This is a genomic window from Streptomyces sp. SS8, from assembly GCF_054072955.1.
In genome coordinates this window covers 166878-183126 of the sequence record NZ_JBSVCZ010000001.1, presented here as the reverse complement: position 1 = coordinate 183126, position 16249 = coordinate 166878, and the positions used below count along the sequence as shown (strand labels likewise).

At 74.0% G+C, this 16249-nt stretch carries 12 protein-coding genes; 5 read left to right on the top strand and 7 right to left on the bottom strand.

Annotated elements, in window-relative coordinates; genetic code table 11:
* Positions 1 to 47 precede the first annotated feature (47 nt).
* The 3 genes from ACW69E_RS00780 to ACW69E_RS00770 all read right to left on the bottom strand — a co-directional run bounded on the left by ACW69E_RS00780 (position 48) and on the right by ACW69E_RS00770 (position 3365).
* Positions 48 to 1757, bottom strand: coding sequence for a TIGR03767 family metallophosphoesterase (locus ACW69E_RS00780; protein ID WP_457496215.1), 1710 nt, complete (start codon positions 1755 to 1757; stop codon positions 48 to 50).
* A gap of 227 nt (positions 1758 to 1984) precedes the next feature.
* The gene (locus ACW69E_RS00775; protein ID WP_457496214.1) at positions 1985 to 2743 is read right to left on the bottom strand and encodes a Clp protease N-terminal domain-containing protein; all 759 of its coding nucleotides are present in this window, start codon (positions 2741 to 2743) and stop codon (positions 1985 to 1987) included.
* Positions 2744 to 2774: 31 nt separating this feature from the next.
* Positions 2775 to 3365: a DUF1203 domain-containing protein gene (locus ACW69E_RS00770; RefSeq protein ID WP_457496213.1), complete on the bottom strand. Its 591-nt coding sequence runs from the start codon at positions 3363 to 3365 to the stop codon at positions 2775 to 2777.
* A 122-nt stretch (positions 3366 to 3487) separates the two neighbouring features.
* Here ACW69E_RS00770 and pepN (ACW69E_RS00765) point away from each other — a divergent pair, with 122 nt between their 5' ends.
* Positions 3488 to 6067, top strand: a complete 2580-nt coding sequence (gene pepN, locus ACW69E_RS00765) for an aminopeptidase N (RefSeq protein ID WP_457496212.1) — start codon at positions 3488 to 3490, stop codon at positions 6065 to 6067.
* A gap of 99 nt (positions 6068 to 6166) precedes the next feature.
* Here the strand turns inward: pepN (ACW69E_RS00765) and ACW69E_RS00760 are convergent, their stop codons facing one another.
* Both ACW69E_RS00760 and pepN (ACW69E_RS00755) read right to left on the bottom strand, forming a co-directional pair.
* Complete coding sequence (locus tag ACW69E_RS00760) at positions 6167 to 7261, bottom strand: hypothetical protein (RefSeq protein WP_457496211.1); 1095 nt, start codon at positions 7259 to 7261, stop codon at positions 6167 to 6169.
* A 102-nt stretch (positions 7262 to 7363) separates the two neighbouring features.
* Positions 7364 to 9976: an aminopeptidase N gene (gene pepN, locus ACW69E_RS00755; protein WP_457496210.1), complete on the bottom strand. Its 2613-nt coding sequence runs from the start codon at positions 9974 to 9976 to the stop codon at positions 7364 to 7366.
* Positions 9977 to 10204: 228 nt separating this feature from the next.
* Between pepN (ACW69E_RS00755) and ACW69E_RS00750 the strand changes: the two genes are divergently transcribed.
* On the top strand, positions 10205 to 10852 hold the full coding sequence (locus tag ACW69E_RS00750) for a mycothiol-dependent nitroreductase Rv2466c family protein (protein ID WP_457496209.1): 648 nt from the start codon (positions 10205 to 10207) through the stop codon (positions 10850 to 10852).
* A 253-nt stretch (positions 10853 to 11105) separates the two neighbouring features.
* Here the strand turns inward: ACW69E_RS00750 and ACW69E_RS00745 are convergent, their stop codons facing one another.
* On the bottom strand, positions 11106 to 12542 hold the full coding sequence (locus ACW69E_RS00745) for an amino acid permease (protein WP_457496208.1): 1437 nt from the start codon (positions 12540 to 12542) through the stop codon (positions 11106 to 11108).
* A 357-nt stretch (positions 12543 to 12899) separates the two neighbouring features.
* Here ACW69E_RS00745 and ACW69E_RS00740 point away from each other — a divergent pair, with 357 nt between their 5' ends.
* The 3 genes from ACW69E_RS00740 to ACW69E_RS00730 are packed head-to-tail and all read left to right on the top strand — an operon-like array spanning position 12900 to position 14869.
* Entirely contained in the window at positions 12900 to 13508 is a 609-nt protein-coding gene (locus ACW69E_RS00740) for a biotin transporter BioY (protein ID WP_457496207.1), read from the top strand.
* 26 nt (positions 13509 to 13534) lie between these two features.
* Positions 13535 to 14023 carry a ribose-5-phosphate isomerase gene (locus ACW69E_RS00735; protein WP_457496206.1) on the top strand — a complete coding sequence of 163 codons (489 nt, stop codon included), beginning with the start codon at positions 13535 to 13537 and terminating at the stop codon, positions 14021 to 14023.
* Between the two features lie 9 nt (positions 14024 to 14032).
* Positions 14033 to 14869, top strand: coding sequence for an Fpg/Nei family DNA glycosylase (locus tag ACW69E_RS00730; protein WP_457496205.1), 837 nt, complete (start codon positions 14033 to 14035; stop codon positions 14867 to 14869).
* Between the two features lie 49 nt (positions 14870 to 14918).
* On the opposite strand, the gene ACW69E_RS00725 is transcribed toward ACW69E_RS00730, so the two are convergent.
* Positions 14919 to 16148, bottom strand: a complete 1230-nt coding sequence (locus ACW69E_RS00725) for a GNAT family N-acetyltransferase (protein WP_457496204.1) — start codon at positions 16146 to 16148, stop codon at positions 14919 to 14921.
* Positions 16149 to 16249: the final 101 nt, after the last annotated feature.

The window sequence follows — 16249 nt, the reverse complement described above, 5'->3', positions numbered from 1 at the left end:
GCGACGGCCGCCGCGCTCCCCGCCCCCGGCGGAGCCCCGCCGCCCCCTCAGCGCCGCCGCAGCAGCAGTTCGGTGTTGCGGTCGCCCGCCCTGCCCGCCCGAGCCGTGCTGCGGCCCGGGGCGTTGAAGGCCAGCTCGCGGTAGAGCGAGGCCAGGCCGGCGGGGGAGAGGTCGCCGGGGTCGGCGGCGTAAGGGGCCGCGGACTCGACGCAGGTGGTGAACAGGGACAGGGTGCCGTCGCCGTTGTCCGTCAGCTCGACGACGCGGGCCAGCTGCGGATGGTCCACGTGCGAGGCGGTGGTGATCTCCCAGTAGTGGCCCTGCGGCTCGATCCGGTTGCGGTGGCTGTGCCCGTTGATCCAGGCGGTCACGTTGGCGTGCCGCCCCAGCAGCGCGGTCAGCTCCGCGCCGCCGACGGTCATGGAGCCGCTGGGGTGGTGGCTGAAGACCAGCACCAGGTCGTCGCTGTGACGGGTCAGCTCGCGTTCCAGCCAGCGCAGTTGGGCCGCGCCCAGGTGCCCGTGCCAGTCGCCGTCCGGGTTGGTGGTGTCCAGGCTGACGCCGAGCACGCCGTCGGCGACGCGGAAGGAGTAGTACAGCCGCCCCTCCTCCAGGGCGGCCCGGGTGTAGCCGTGGCCGGCCGGGCCGGGGCCTGTGTACGCCGGGTCCAGATGCGCCGCGGCGTACTCCCGGGTGGTCAGGGGCGCGCGGGAGGGGTCGGGGGTGACGGTGCGCATCCGCCGGGCGTGGGCGCGCAGCAGCTCCTTGAGCGCGGTGCCCCGGGTGTCGCGGCCCTTGCGCACGGATCTGTACAGTGCGGCGGCCTCGGCCTCGGGCAGCTCGTACAGCTTCCGCTCCCCGACGGACAGGTCGGCGAGGTGCGCGCCGCCCGCGAAGTGGCCGCCGTGGAGGTCGTCGTGGTTGCCGACGGTGGAGTACCAGGGGATGGCCAGGCCGGGGCTGGTGAGCCGCCGGATCGCGGCGCCGAGGAAGCCGTCGAGGCGGGGGAAGCCGTACCGCGCCCGGTCGGTGTCCTCCGCCCCGCCCTCCGGGTGCCAGTACAGGGGCAGTCCGGAGTTCTGCACGCCCTCGTAGCGCAGCGGGTCGCCGGTGTTGGGTGTGATGCGGCCGCCGCTCATCGCGGTGAGGAACCACTCGGTCTCGGCGCGGCAGTTGTTGTCGGTGTTGTCCCCGGTGGTGATCGCGAAGCCGAGCGGCGCGCCGGTGGCCGGGCCGCCGCGCAGCGAGTTGATCCGCTCGACCATCGAGACCAGCCCGTGCACCGACAGCGCCTCCTGCGGGCGCCAGGCGCCCGGCTTCCCGGAGCGGAGGTACTCGAAGCGCAACGGGTGCTGCACGTCCGTGACATGGGTGTCGGTGAGCTGGACGAAACAGGCCAGGGTGGTGCGCCGGTCCTCGCGCGCCCCGCCCGCGGCGGCCAGGTCCTCCCGTACGACCCGCTCCCAGCCGCGCCCCTCGCCCAGCCGCCGGTAACCGCCCGGGCCGCGCGGCGCGGCGGTGCTCTCCAGCGTGGTCCCGGCGGGGGAGGGGGCGGCCGGGGCGGTGGACGAGGGGGAGGCGGACGGTGCGGGCGGTGCCGCGGTGGGCGCGGCGGCGTCGGCCGGCTCCCCGCCTCCGCCGAGGGCCACCCCCGTCCCGGTGGCGATCGCGGCGGCTCCGGCGGCGGTGAGCAGGGTGCGGCGGTCGAGGGCACGGTGGGACGTGGGGCGGCGGGCGGGCTGGCTGCTGCGGGACATGGGCGTCTCTCCCCGGATGCGAACGCGGCGCCTTGGGGCGGGGCGTTCCCCCACCCACCGGGATCGTCGGCAGCCGCGGTGACCCGCGTTCCAACGGCGTGCGAACGTACGGCGCCGAACAGGGCTCATCGATCACCCGGAGCCCTGTCCGCCATGTCCCGCAGGCCGCGCGTTAACCGGGGAGGCCGGGAGTTCACCTCCCGGCCTCCCCACCGCAGGCCCTCCGGTCACCCCTCCGGGGCCGCCTCCGTCCGCGAGCCGCCCCGCGCGGCGGCGAACGCGGCCAGCGCCTCGGCGGCGTACGCCTCGGTGGCCGCCTTGGTGACGCCCAGGCCGCTCAGCGGGCCGTCGCCGTCCTCCAGCTCCAGCAGCGCCAGCAGGACGTGCTCGGTGCCGACGTGGTTGTGGCCCAGCCGCAGCGCCTCGCGGAAGGTGAGCTCCAGCGCCTTCTTCGCCCCCGCGTCGAACGGGATCAGCTCGGGCGCCTCGCCGGCCGCGGGCGGGAGCGCCGCGGTGAGGGCCTCCCGGACCGCCTCCGCCGTCACGCCCTGTGCGGTGACGGCCTTCGCGGCGAGCCCGTCCGGCTCGCCGAGCAGGCCCAGGCCCAGGTGCCCGGGCCGGATCTCGGCGTGGCCAGCCGCCCGGGCCTCGTTCTGGGCCGCCACCACGGCGTTCCGGGCGCGTGGGGTGAAGCGGCCGAACCCCTGGGAGGGGTCGAGGTCCGGTGCGGAGCCCTTGGGGACGAAGCGCTTCTGGGCGGCCTGCTTGGTGATGCCCATGCTCCGGCCGATGTCGGTCCAGGAGGCGCCCGAGCGCCGGGCCTGGTCCACGAAGTGGCCGATCAGGTGGTCGGCCACCTCGCCGAGGTGCTCCGCGGTGAGGACCGCGGTGGAGAGCTGCCGCAGGACGTCGGACTCGGTCTGCTTGATGCCCTCGATCAGGTCGTCGAGGCGGACGGTGCCCGTGAGGGGTGTCGGATTCTCCATGCGTCAACCGTAAGTTGACGACATCGGAACGTCAACCAGAGGTTGACGATTCTCGGCCAAGTCCCTCCGCGGGCCCGCGCACCTCGAACTGGAAGCAGCCGTACTCCACCGCCCGGACATGGACCAGCGCCGTCTCCGGATCGGCGAACGCCTCGTCCAGCGCGGCGTCGAGGACGGCGGTGACGTCCGTCCCCGGATCCCCGGGCACCTCGGCCAGCAGCCCTCCGGCGATGCGCCCGCGGGCGTCGTAGCGGCGCAGCACCCGCCGTACCCCCGGCCGCGCGAACGGGTAGCCGCACGCTTCCCGGGGGCCGGGTCCGCCGCACTCGGAGGCGTGGACGAACACCGGGCCCTGCTCGTCGTACGCGCCCGGGTCCGCCCCCGTGCGGGCCGCCCACCGCCGCAGCGGCGCGTACGTCACCAGGGCGATCCGCTCGCCGGGCCGGGACAGCCGCAGGCAGCAGCGCAGCGGGGAGCCTCCCTCGCCGTCGGCGAACGGCAGCGCCGGGCGTCCGGCGTCGTCTTCCGTGCGCAGTCGCTCCAGGACGGGCGGGGGTATGGGGAGAGGGGTGTGGCGGGGCGGCCGGGCAGGGGCGCCGAGGGAGGTGTCGTGGGTCGTCATGCCCCCACTGTCGCTCCGTATCGCCGCAGGTACCGGCGGGAAAAGGACATCACGTTCCCCGGAGCGGGCGTGCGAGGATGGCCGGAAACCCGAAATCCGGACGCACGAAGGAGATGACGCAGGTGCCTGGTACGAACCTCACGCGCGAAGAGGCGCGGGAGCGGGCCCGTCTGCTCGAGGTGGACTCGTACGAGATCGAGCTCGACCTCTCCGGCGCGCAGGAGGGGGGAACCTTCCGCTCGGCCACCACGGTGAGGTTCGACGCGCGCGAGGCCCGGGAGAGCTTCATCGACCTGGTGGCCCCGGCCGTGCACGAGATCGTCCTCAACGGCGAGTCCCTCGACCCCGCCGAGTCCTTCGCCGACTCGCGCATCGCCCTGCCCGGCCTGGTCGCCGGACGCAACGAACTGCGCGTCGTCGCCGACTGCGCATACACCAACACCGGCGAGGGCCTGCACCGCTTCGTCGACCCCGTCGACGACCAGGCGTACCTCTACACGCAGTTCGAGGTGCCCGACGCCCGCCGGGTCTTCGCCTGCTTCGAACAGCCCGACCTGAAGGCGTCCTTCGCCTTCACCGTCACCGCCCCCGAGGGCTGGACGGTGATCTCCAACTCGCCCACCCCGAAGGACGGGGGGCAGGCCGGGAACGTCTGGCGCTTCGAGCCGACCCCGCGCATCTCCTCCTACATCACCGCGCTGATCGCCGGCCCGTACCACTCGGTGCACAGCAGCTGGGAGGACGGGAAGGGCCGCAGCGTCCCGCTGGGTGTCTACTGCCGCCCCTCGCTGGCCGAGCACCTGGACGCGGACGCGATCTTCGAGGTCACCCGCCAGGGCTTCGACTGGTTCGAGGAGAAGTTCGACCACCCCTACCCCTTCGCCAAGTACGACCAGCTCTTCGTCCCCGAGTTCAACGCGGGCGCGATGGAGAACGCGGGCGCCGTCACCATCCGCGACCAGTACGTCTTCCGCTCCAAGGTGACTGACGCCGCCTACGAGGTGCGTGCCGAGACGATCCTGCACGAGCTGGCCCACATGTGGTTCGGCGACCTGGTCACCATGGAGTGGTGGAACGACCTGTGGCTGAACGAGTCGTTCGCCACCTACACCTCCATCGCCTGCCAGGCCGCCGCCCCCGGCAGCCGCTGGCCGCACGCGTGGACGACCTTCGCCAACTCCATGAAGACCTGGGCCTACCGCCAGGACCAGCTCCCCTCCACGCACCCGATCATGGCCGAGATCCGCGACCTGGACGACGTCCTGGTCAACTTCGACGGCATCACCTACGCCAAGGGCGCCTCCGTCCTCAAGCAGCTGGTGGCCTACGTCGGCCAGGACGCCTTCTTCCGCGGCGTGCAGACGTACTTCAAGCGGCACGCCTGGGGCAACACCCGCCTGACCGACCTGCTCACCGCCCTGGAGGAGACCTCCGGCCGGGATCTGAAGACCTGGTCGAAGGCGTGGCTGGAGACGGCCGGCATCAACGTCCTGCGCCCGGAGATCGAGGTGGACGAAGACGGCGTCATCACCTCCTTCGCCGTGCGCCAGGAGGCCCCGGCCCTGCCGGCGGGCGCCAAGGGCGAGCCGCTGCTGCGCCCGCACCGCATCGCCGTCGGCTCCTACGAGCTGGAGGACGGGAAGCTGGTGCGCACCGGCCGGATCGAGCTGGACGTGGACGGCGAGCGCACCGAGGTGCCCGAGCTGGCCGGCACCCGCCGCCCCGCGGTGGTCCTGCTCAACGACGATGACCTGTCCTACGCCAAGGTCCGGCTCGACGAGGCGTCCCTGGCCACCGTCACCGGCCACCTGGGCGACTTCACCGAGTCGCTGCCGCGCGCCCTGTGCTGGGCCTCGGCCTGGGACATGACCCGCGACGGCGAGATGGCCGCCCGCGACTACCTGGAGCTGGTGCTCTCCGGCATCGGCAAGGAGTCCGACATCGGCGTCGTCCAGTCCCTCCAGCGGCAGGTCAAGCTGGCCCTGGACCTGTACGCCGCCCCGAGCTGGCGCGAGACCGGGCTGCTGCGCTGGTCCGAGGCGGCGCTGGAGCGGCTGCGCACGGCCGGGCCCGGCAGCGACCACCAGCTCGCCTGGGCGCGGGCGCTGGCCGCCACCGCCCGTACCGACGAGCAGCTCGGCCTGGTCGCCGGACTGCTGGACGGCAGCGAGGAGATCGAGGGCCTGACGGTGGACACCGAGCTGCGCTGGGCCCTGCTCCACCGCCTCGCGGCCACCGGGCGCGCGGACGAGGCCGCGATCGAGGCCGAGCTGGAGCGCGACCGTACCTCGGCCGGCGAGCGGCACGCGGCGGCGGCGCGGGCGGCCCGGCCGACGCGGGAGGCCAAGGCCGAGGCGTGGGCCTCGGTCGTGGAGTCCGACAAGCTGCCCAACGCCATGCAGGAGTCGGTCATCGGCGGCTTCGTCCAGACCGACCAGCGCGAGCTGCTCGCCCCGTACACCGCGAAGTACTTCGAGGTGCTCAAGGACGTGTGGGAGTCGCGCAGCCACGAGATGGCCCAGCAGATCGCGGTCGGCCTCTACCCGGCCCTCCAGGTCTCCGAGGAGACGCTGCGGGCCACGGACGCCTGGCTGGAGTCGGCCGGGCCCGGCGCGGCCCTGCGCCGCCTGGTGACGGAGTCGCGCGCGGGGATCGAGCGGGCGCTGAAGGCGCAGGCGGCGGACGCGGCGGCGGCCGTCTGACACCACCGCCCCGCGGTTCGCGGGCCGCACCCCCGCTGGGGTGCGGCCCGCAGGCGTTTCCCCGAGCCCGAGCCCGAGCCCGGAGCCCGAGCCCGGGGTTCAGCGCGGCAGGACCTCCACGTACGGGAGCGGCCCGCGTTCCGGCGCGGTCATCAGGGCGGTGCGGACCACGGCGGCCTGCCGCGCGGGGCGGTCGCGGAGCGCGGCCGCGGTGACGTGGACGACCGTGACGCCCTGCCCCCGCAGCCGCTCGCGTTTGCGGGCGTACGCCGGAGGACGGGCGCCGCCCCGCGCGTCCGTGGCGGCCCGCGCGTCCGTGGCGTCGCGGAGGTCGATCTCGACGGCCACGGCCTGCCCCGGCCAGTAGGCGTCCACCCCGCCGAGGTGGGGGCCGCCGGGCAGCCGGAGGTCGACGTTCCAGCAGGGTTCGGGCAGGCCGTGGGCGCGTACCAGGCCGTACAGCAGGCTCTCGGCCACCGACCGGCTCTCGGCCATCAGCGCGTCCACGGCGTCCGCCAGCTGCGGGCGCCCCAGCAGCCGGGCCCGGTCCAGCTCGCGGAGCACGGCCCGCGCCTCGCAGTGGCCGCCGCGCACCGCCTCGGTCAGCATCCGGCGCACCATCACCGCGTCACCGGTCCGGGCGGCGGTGTCGGCCAGCGCCCGGGGCACCGGGGCCACGGGCAGGCCGGTGATCTCCTCCGGCACGGGAAGGTGGCGGGTGCGCACCACGCGGGCGCACCCGGCCGGACGCAGCCGCCGGGTGTGCGGCACCAGCACGTCGATGTGCTCCAGGGCGGACAGCGGGGGCGTGGAGGAGAAGCCGTGCAGGGCGAGCGCGGCCGGCCCGGTGATCACAGCCCGTGCCCCGCGGAAGGCGGTACGGACGGCCCCGCGGCCTCCGGCGTGGTCTCCGGCGCGGTCACCGGGTCCGGCCGGGACCCGCCCCGGCACGCGGTCCGGCCCCGCCGCGTACAGCAGCACCGCGTGCAGCCGCTCCTCGCCGGTCGGCGGCCCGGGGTGCAGCAGGTACACGCCGGGCAGCGGCATCCGCCAGGGGCCGCCCGGCCGGCAGCGCTCGCCGGCGGCGGCGGCCGACACACCGCTCTCGCGCAGTGTGCGGGCCGTCACCACCCGGCGGTGTACGTGCGACAGACGGCGGGCGGGGCGGGGGGACACGGGGGTCTCATGGCTCATGTCCCCGCGATTCCCACCCGCGTTCCGCCCCCCAACCTCTGTTACGCACCCGTCGACGAACGCGGACAATCCCGTCCTAAAGTACGGGCGTTCGAGCGCCGATCAGCTCCCCGCCGCGTGAGCGGCCGCGTCGCGGCGCTGCGCCCGCAGCGCCCGCGCGGTGTCGTCGCGGGCCTCCAGCACCAGGCGCCGCAGCGCGGGAGCGGCCCCCTCGTGCGCGGCCAGCCAGGCGTCCGTCCGCTCCAGCACGGCCGGGCCGTCCTGGAGCGCGGGGAACAGGCCGCGCACGACCGACATGCCGATCTCGATGGAGCGCTCGGCCCACACCCGCTCGATCACCTCGAAGTACCGCGACGCGTACGGCGCCAGCAACTCCCGCTGCCCCGGCTGGTCGAAGCCCGAGATGGTCGCCTCCACCAGCGCGTTGGACAGGCGGTCGGAGTCCACCACGTCCGTCCACGCCCGCGCCTTGACCTCGGCCGACGGCCGCGCGGCCAGGCAGCGCACCTGGTGCCGCTTGCCGGAGGCGGTGTCGTCGCGGACCAGCTCGGCCGCCAGCCGCCCCTCGTCGGCCAGGCCCTGGGAGGCCAGCGTCTCCAGGAAGGTCCAGCGCAGTTCCTGGTCGACCTCCAGCCCGTCGATCCGGCCCGTGCCCTCCAGCAGCCCGTCCAGCACCCGCAGGTCGTGCTCGTCGTGCGCGACGGCGGCGAAGAACCGCGCCCACGCGAGCTGGTGGTCACCGCCCGGCTCGGCCTGCCGCAGATGCCGCAGCGCGCCCTGGGCGAGCAGCCGGGCGCCCTCCCCGCGCCACTCGGGCGCGACGTAGTGCACCAGGGCGGTGCGCGCCCAGGCGTGCAGCATCTGCACCACGCCGATGTCGGTCTCCCGGCCGCCGAAGCGCAGCACCAGATCGAGGAAGTCGCGGGCGGGCATCAGCGCGTCGCGCGTGAGGTTCCACAGGGCCGACCAGCACAGCGCGCGGGCCAGGTTGTCGGTGACCGAGCCCAGATGGGAGCGGAGGGTGTCCAGGGACGCCTCGTCGAAGCGGACCTTGCAGTACGTCAGATCGTCGTCGTTGACGAGGATCAGCTCGGGGCGCTCGGCACCCGCCAGCTCCTCCACGACCGTCCGCACGCCGGTGACGTCCACCTCCGCGCGGGCGTAGCGCTCCAGCGCGCCCCCCGCCGTCTGCCGCCGGTACAGGCCGACCGCGACCCGGTGCGGGCGCAGCACCGGGTGGTCGTCGGCCGCCTCCTGGACGACCGCCAGCTCGGTGATCCGGCCCGCGGAGTCGTAAGTGGCCTGCGGAGTCAGGGAGTTGACCCCGGCGGTCTGCAGCCAGGCCCGCGCCCACCCGCCCATGTCGCGCCCGGAGGTCTCCTCCAGCACCGACAGCAGGTGCTCCAGCCGCGTGTTGCCCCACTCGTGGCGCTTGAAGTACCGCCGCGCGCCCTCCAGGAAGGCGTCGCGCCCCACGTACGCCACCAGCTGCTTGAGGACGGAGGCGCCCTTGGCGTAGGTGATGCCGTCGAAGTTGAGCTTGGCGTCCTCCAGATCACGGATGTCGGCGGTGATCGGGTGGGTGGAGGGCAGCTGGTCGGCGCGGTACGCCCAGGACTTGCGGCGGTTGGCGAAGGTGATCCAGCCGTCGGTGAAGCGGGTGGCCTCCACCATCGAGAAGGAGCCCATGAAGTCGGCGAAGGACTCCTTGAGCCACAGGTCGTCCCACCACTCCATGGTGACCAGGTCGCCGAACCACATGTGCGCCATCTCGTGCAGGATGACGTTGGCCCGTCCCTCGTAGGAGGCGTCGGTCACCTTGCCGCGGAAGACGAACTCCTCGCGGAAGGTCACACAGCCGGGGTTCTCCATCGCGCCGAGGTTGTACTCGGGCACGAACGCCTGGTCGTACTTGCCGAACGGGTACGGGTAGTCGAAGTGGTCGTGGAAGAAGTCCAGGCCCTGCTTGGTGACGGTGAAGATCTCGTCGGCGTCGAAGTGGCGGGCCAGCCCCCTGCGGCACAGCGCGCCCAGCGGGATCACCAGCTCGCCGCCGCCGGGCAGCTCGCGCCGGTAGACATCGGTGACGTGGTGGTAGGGGCCGGCCACGACGGTGGTGATGTACGTCGAGATGGGCCTGGTCGGCTCGAAGCGCCAGAGGGCCGCGTCGTCCCCGACGGGCTCCGGCTCGCCGGTGCGCGCGCCGTTGCTCAGCACCGTCCACCGCGCGGGGGCGGTGACGGTGAAGGCGAAGGGCGCCTTGAGGTCGGGCTGCTCGAAGTTCGCGAACACCCGGCGGGCGTCGGCCGGTTCGTACTGGGTGTAGAGGTAGGTCTCCCCGTCCTCGGGGTCGAGGAAGTGGTGCATCCCCTCGCCGGTGCGGCTGTACGCGCACCAGGCGTCCACGGTCAGGGTGTTCTCGGCCTCCAGGGAGTCCAGCGCGACGCGCGTGCCGTCGAAGACCTCGTCCACGTTCAGCTCGCGGCCGTTGAGCGTCACCGAGGCGACCGCCGGGGCCAGCAGGTCGGCGAAGGTCGAAGCCCCCGGCTCGGCGCAGCGGAAGCGGATGGTGGTGGTGGAGCGGAAGGTGCGCGGGCCGTCCCCGGGATGGGGCCCGACCGCCGAGCGCAGGTCGAGCGCGACGTCGTACCCGTCCACGGTCAGCAGCCGGGCGCGCTCCCGGGCCTCGTCACGGGTCAGATTCTCACCGGGCACGGCGTGACTCCCTCGTCTCGCGTCTCGACAACGAAGGGCCAGGATTTCATGCGGCCCCCGGCCTGCGCGCAGCCGGTCGACCGGTCGGTCGGACGGCCGCGCGGGAATCAACGCGCGGCCTCGGGGCGTTCCCGTCAGGGCACCCCGGCGGCCGTCCGCGCGACGGCCGCCGTCCGTGCGCGCCGGCGGGGAGAGGACCCGCACGATCCGTACGACGAGGAGATCCGCATGCCCAAGACGTCCGAGACCGCGAGCAGGACCCCGGCCGACTTCTGGTTCGACCCCATCTGCCCGTGGGCCTGGATGACCTCCCGCTGGATGCTGGAGGTGGAGAAGGTCCGCCCGGTCGAGGTGCGCTGGCACGTGATGAGCCTGTCGGTGCTCAACGAGAACCGGCTGGACGAGCTGCCGCGACAGTACGTCGATCTGATCCAGGCCGGCTGGGGCCCGGTGCGCGTGCTCATCGCCGCCGAGCAGAAGCACGGCCCCGAGGTGCTCGGCCCGCTCTACACCGCCATGGGCACCCGCTTCCACAACCGGGGCCTGCCCAACGAGCGCGCCACGATCGTGGACGCGCTGAAGGAGGCCGGCCTTCCCGGGGAACTGGCGGACGCGGCCGACACGGACGTCCACGACGAGCGGCTGCGCGCCTCGCACGAGGAGGGCATCGGCCTGGTCGGCCAGGAGGTCGGCACCCCGGTGATCGCCGTACCGGGTGCGGACGGGAAGCGGACCGCCTTCTTCGGCCCGGTCGTCACCCCGGCGCCCAAGGGCGAGGCCGCCGCCCGGCTGTGGGACGGCACGCTGATGGTCGCCTCCACTCCCGGCTTCTTCGAGTTGAAGCGGACCCGCACGGAGGACCCGAGGTTCGACTGAGCCCTCGTTCCCGCACCCTTCCCCGCGCCCTGTTCCCGTCCACGGACGGGAACCTCCCGTACCACCCGTCGTCCGTGCCGCGCGAAGGCTGAGAAGACGACCGCGCGGGCGGCGGGCGGTACGGGAGCGGCGGGGCCCCGCGCGACGGGGAGGCCGTACGGTGCGCGGGACCCCCGCCCGTTGTTGTTGCACATTATGTGCAACAACAACGGGCGGGCAACAGCGTGCGCCGGGGTGCGCGGAGGCGCGGCGGCTACCGTCCGCGCGCCGCCCCGGCGCCCGCCCTCGCGGCGGCCCGCCGCTGCCGCACCAGCCCGGCCGCGGACAGGGCCAGGGTGAGCCCGGCGGTGAAGGCGAGCTGGGTGCGGGTGTCGCCCTCGCGCAGCATCAGCAGCAGCACCGCGGCCACTCCCGCCAGGGACAGCCAGGTCAGCGCGGGGAACAGCCACATCCGCACCACCAGCCGCTCCGGCGCCTGACGCTCCAGCCTGCGGCGGGTGATGAGCTGGGAGACGGCGATGAAGCCCCACACCACCAGCACGGCGGCGCCCACCATGTTCAGCAGCCAGGCGAAGACGGTCTCGGGCCACCAGAAGCTCAGCAGCACGGCGAAGAACCCGAAGGCGGCCGAGGCGAACACCGTCCGGCGCGGCACCCCGCCGTCGACCCGCCCCAGGAAGGCCGGGCCCTCGCCCCGGGCGACCAGGGAGTACGCCATCCGCGAGGCGCCGTAGATGTTGGCGTTCATGGCCGACAGCAGGGCGACCAGCACCACCACGTTCATGACCTCGGCGGCGGCCGGGACGCCGATGTGGTCCAGCACGGCGGCGTACGGGCCGGAGAGCACCGAGTCGTCGTCCCAGGGGATCAGTGTGACGATCACCGCGATCGAGCCGACGTAGAAGACGGCGATGCGCCACATCGCCGTGCGCACGGCCCTGGCCACACCCCGCACCGGGTCCTTCGACTCGGCCGCGGCGATGGTCACCGTCTCCAGTCCGCCGTAGGCGAAGACCGAGGCCAGCAGGCCGACGACCAGACCCTCCGCGCCGTTGGGCAGGAAGCCGCCCTGACCGGTGAGGTTGGCCAGGCCGGGGGAGGGGGTGGAGGGCAGCAGGCCCAGGACGGCCACGAGACCCAGGACGATGAACAGGACGATCGCGGCGACCTTCAGCGCGGCGAACCAGAACTCGTACTCGCCGAAGTTCCGCACGGCCAGCAGGTTGCTGCCGGTGAACGCCGCCATGAAGACGGCCACCCACAGCCACTGCGGGGTGCCCGGCAGCCAGCCCGTCATGATCGTCGCCGCGCCCAGCGCCTCCACGGCGACGGCCACGCACAGCAGCACCCAGAAGATCCAGCCGGCGGTGAAGCCCGCCCACGGGCCGATCGCGCGCTCGGCGTGCACGGAGAAGGAGCCGGAGGCGGGGTGGGCGGCGGACATCTCGCCGAGCATCCGCATCACCAGCATCACCAGCAGCCCGGAGGCGGCGTAGGCCAGAACGATGGACGGGCCCGCGGCGGCGATGCCCGCACCGGAGCCGACGAAGAGGCCGGCGCCGATCACGCCGCCGAGGGCGATCATCGACAGATGGCGCTGCTTGAGGCCGTGGGAGAGGGCGGAGTGCTCGGTGCCGTCCGCCTTCGGACGGGGGGAGGCGGTGGTCTTCACATCGGGCGTGCCGGACATGGGGAAGGTGCCGTCCAGGGGGTCGGGGGGAAGCGGAACAGTTGGTTCCGCCTCGGTAAGTGTGGGCGTCCGACCCGGTCGGCGGCAACGCCCCCCGCCCCTCTGTCCGCTATCCGGACATCTTGGCCGCTCCGCGTTCACACCGGCGGCGCGCGCCGGCCGTGCCCTCGCGGGTGCCCCGCCGGGGCCGGGGGAAAGCGGCGCCGGCCAGGGCGCACGGCCGCCCTCCAGCTCCCCTCCAGCCGTCTCCCACAAGCTGGACCTGCCCTTCTTTGTCGCCAATCTCACGGGGGCGCCGGGGCTAACGTCGGTTAACGTCGGGGCGTCCCCCGAAGTCCTCACGAGACCGGAGCCGTGATGAGCACCTCTGCCACCACCACAGCCACCGTCCGCCCGGGCGCCGTCCTCGCCGACGTCCTGCCCGCCTCCACCGCCGCCCGCGCCCGCCTGCGTGACGTGGCGCTGGTCCTCGGCGGCGCCGCGCTCACCGGGGTGGCCGCGCAGCTCGCGGTCCCCGTGCCCGGCTCGCCCGTCCCCGTCACCGGCCAGACCTTCGCCGCCCTGCTGCTCGGCGCCGGCCTGGGGCCCCGCCGCGCCCTGGCCTCCATGGGCCTGTACGCCGCCGCGGGCGTGGCCGGGATGCCGTGGTTCGCCGAGGGCGCCTCCGGCGCCTCGATGCCCTCCTTCGGCTACATCATCGGCATGCTGCTGGCCGCCGTCGCCGTCGGCGCCCTGGCCCGCCGCGGCGGCGACCGCGGCGCACTGCGTACCGCCGGGACCATGGCCGTGGGCACCGCGATCATCTACGCCGTCGGCGTCCCCTACCTGGCGCTGGCCACGGGCATGTCCGTCGGCCAGGCCGTCGCCGCCGGTCTGGTGCCCTTCCTGATCGGCGACGCGCTCAAGGCGGCCCTGGCCATGGGGGCCCTTCCCACGGCCTGGAAGCTGGTCGGGCGCAAGTCCTGACCCGGCCCCGAATAGACTCCCGTCCCATGCGCGTGTACCTCGGCTCCGACCATGCCGGCTACGAACTGAAGAACCACCTCGTCCAGTGGCTGAAGGAGGCCGGGCACGAGCCCGTCGACTGCGGCCCCCACATCTACGACGCGGCCGACGACTACCCGCCCTTCTGCCTGCGCGCCGCGGAGCAGACGGCCGACGACGAGGACTCCCTGGGTATCGTCATCGGCGGCTCGGGCAACGGCGAGGCCATCGCCGCCAACAAGGTCAAGGGTGTGCGGGCCGCGCTGGCGTGGAGTGTGGAGACCGCCAGGCTGGGCCGTGAGCACAACGACGCCAACGTGATCAGCGTCGGCGCCCGGATGCACACCACCGAGGAGGCGGTCTCCTTCGTGCGGGCCTTCCTCGACACCCCGTTCTCCGGCGACGAACGGCACATCCGCCGCATCGACATGCTCTCGTCGTACGAGCGGACCGGGAACCTCCCGCCCGTCCCCGCCCACCACCCCCAGCAGGACTGAACCGCACCCGTGCCGGAAGGCCACACCATCCACCGGCTGGCCGCCGACCTCGATGACAGGTTCGGCGGCCGGCCCGTGCACGCCTCCAGTCCCCAGGGCCGCTTCGAGGCCGGAGCCGCCCTCGTCGACGGCCGGACGATGAGCGGCGCCGACGCCCACGGCAAGCACCTCTTCCTCGGCTTCACCCACACCCCGGGGGAGGCCGACGGCGAGTGGGTCCACATCCACCTGGGCCTGTACGGCTCCTTCGCCCTCGGCGAGGGAGCGCCCCCCGCCCCCGTCGGGCAGATACGCCTGCGCCTGGCCGCGGCGGAGACGCCCTTGGCCTACGCCGACCTGCGCGGCCCCAACACCTGCGAACTGCTCACCGCGGCGGAGAAGGACGCGGTCACCGGCCGCCTGGGCCCCGACCCGCTGCGCCCCGACGCCGACCCCGAGCGGGCCTGGGCCCGGATCTCCCGCAGCCGCACCACGGTCGCCGCCCTGCTGATGGACCAGAAGATCGTCGCGGGCGTCGGCAACGTCTACCGCGCCGAGGTCCTCTTCCGGCACAACATCGACCCCTTCCGGGCGGGCAGGGACCTCACCCGCGCCGAATGGGAGGCGGTCTGGGCGGACCTGGCCGGGCTGATGCGCGAGGGCGTGCGGAACAACCGCATCGACACCGTACGCCCCGAGCACACCCCCGAGGCCATGGGCCGCCCGCCACGCGTGGACGACCACGGCGGCGAGGTGTACGTCTACCGCCGGGCCGGGATGCCCTGCCACATCTGCGGCGAGGAGGTCCGCACCGCCCCGCTCGCCGCCCGCAACCTGTTCTGGTGCCCCGGCTGCCAGAAACCCTGACCCGCCGCCGGGCCCGCCGGTCGCCCGGGCCGCTCCGGGGCCCGGGCCGTCAGAAGCCGTGCGGCAGCCACGGAGCGACGGGCCAGGAGAACGCGGTGGCGGCCCCGGCCAGCGCCCCGGGGCGCAGCTCCCGCACCCGTCCGGCGCCCGCCAGCGCGGACAGGGACGTACCGCCCAGGTATATCTCACCCAACTCCCTCGCCCTCAGGGAGAGTTCGGCCGCGTCGCCGGTGCGCTCGCAGGAGGCGCCCGAGGCGTCGCCGGTCAGCCGCCACCGTCCCGTGTTCCAGGGGCAGAAGGCGTCCTCCACCTCCAGCACCACGTCCACCGGCGCCGCGTAGCGGCGGGCCGCCAGCGCCGCGCCCACCTCCACCGGACGCAGGTGCAGCAGATCGCGCAGAACGAGCCCGCACCGCCGGACGTCGCTGACCAGATGGAACAGCGGATCGTCCACCGGACGGGACCTCGCCTCCACCGCCGAGGTCAGGTCGATCCCGGACAGGAAGCGCCACAGCGCCGCGTACGCCGCCGGATCCAGCGCCTCCAGATCGTGCACCACCACCGTGCCGTTCGGTCCGGACGCGTCCCACTGGGGCTTGACGGAGTACCGGGCGTACCCGCGCAGTCCGCCGTCCGCCTCGGCCAGCACACAGCGCAGCGCCGACGCGCCCTCCCGCCAGGCCTCGGGATCCAGCACCCCCTGCCGCTCCCAGCCCGGACGCCGCTCCAGCATGCCGGGCCGGGAAGGCACCCGGTGGGCGTACAGCGCCTCGCACTCCTCCAGCGCCGCCACCGGATCGGCGTTCCGCAGCCGGACCCCGTCCGCACCCGGCGGCACCTCCAGGCGCACCCGGGCCGTGTCGATCCGCGCGCGCACATGACGGGCGGCGACGCCGTACCCGAAGCGGCCGTAGATCGCCGGCTCCGAGGCGGTCAGCACCGCCAGCGGCTCCCCGGCCGCCCGTACGCCGTCCAACTGCCGCCGCATCATGGCGGTCAGGATGCCGCGCCGCCGGTGCGTGGCGGCCACGCTGACCATCGTCAGCCCACCGGTGGGCACGATCGCCCCACCGGGCACCGACATGCGGAAGGAGAGCGTGCCGGCCGTACCGACGATCTCCTCCCCGTCCCGGGCGGCGACCGCCCGTTCGAACTCCGTCAGCTCCCGCCACAGCGCCCGGGCCTCGGGCGGCTCGGACTCCCCGAAGGCGAGTTCGAGCTTCCCGTACCAGTCGTCCCACTCCTCGGGGCGCAGCGTCCGCAGATCCGTACTCGTCATGCGCCCATCCCTATCAAGGAGGCGGGAGCGGGGCGACTGATTATCGAACACCGTTTCAGGTCACCCCATGTCGGGAATCGACGGACCCCCGAACGGGTGGA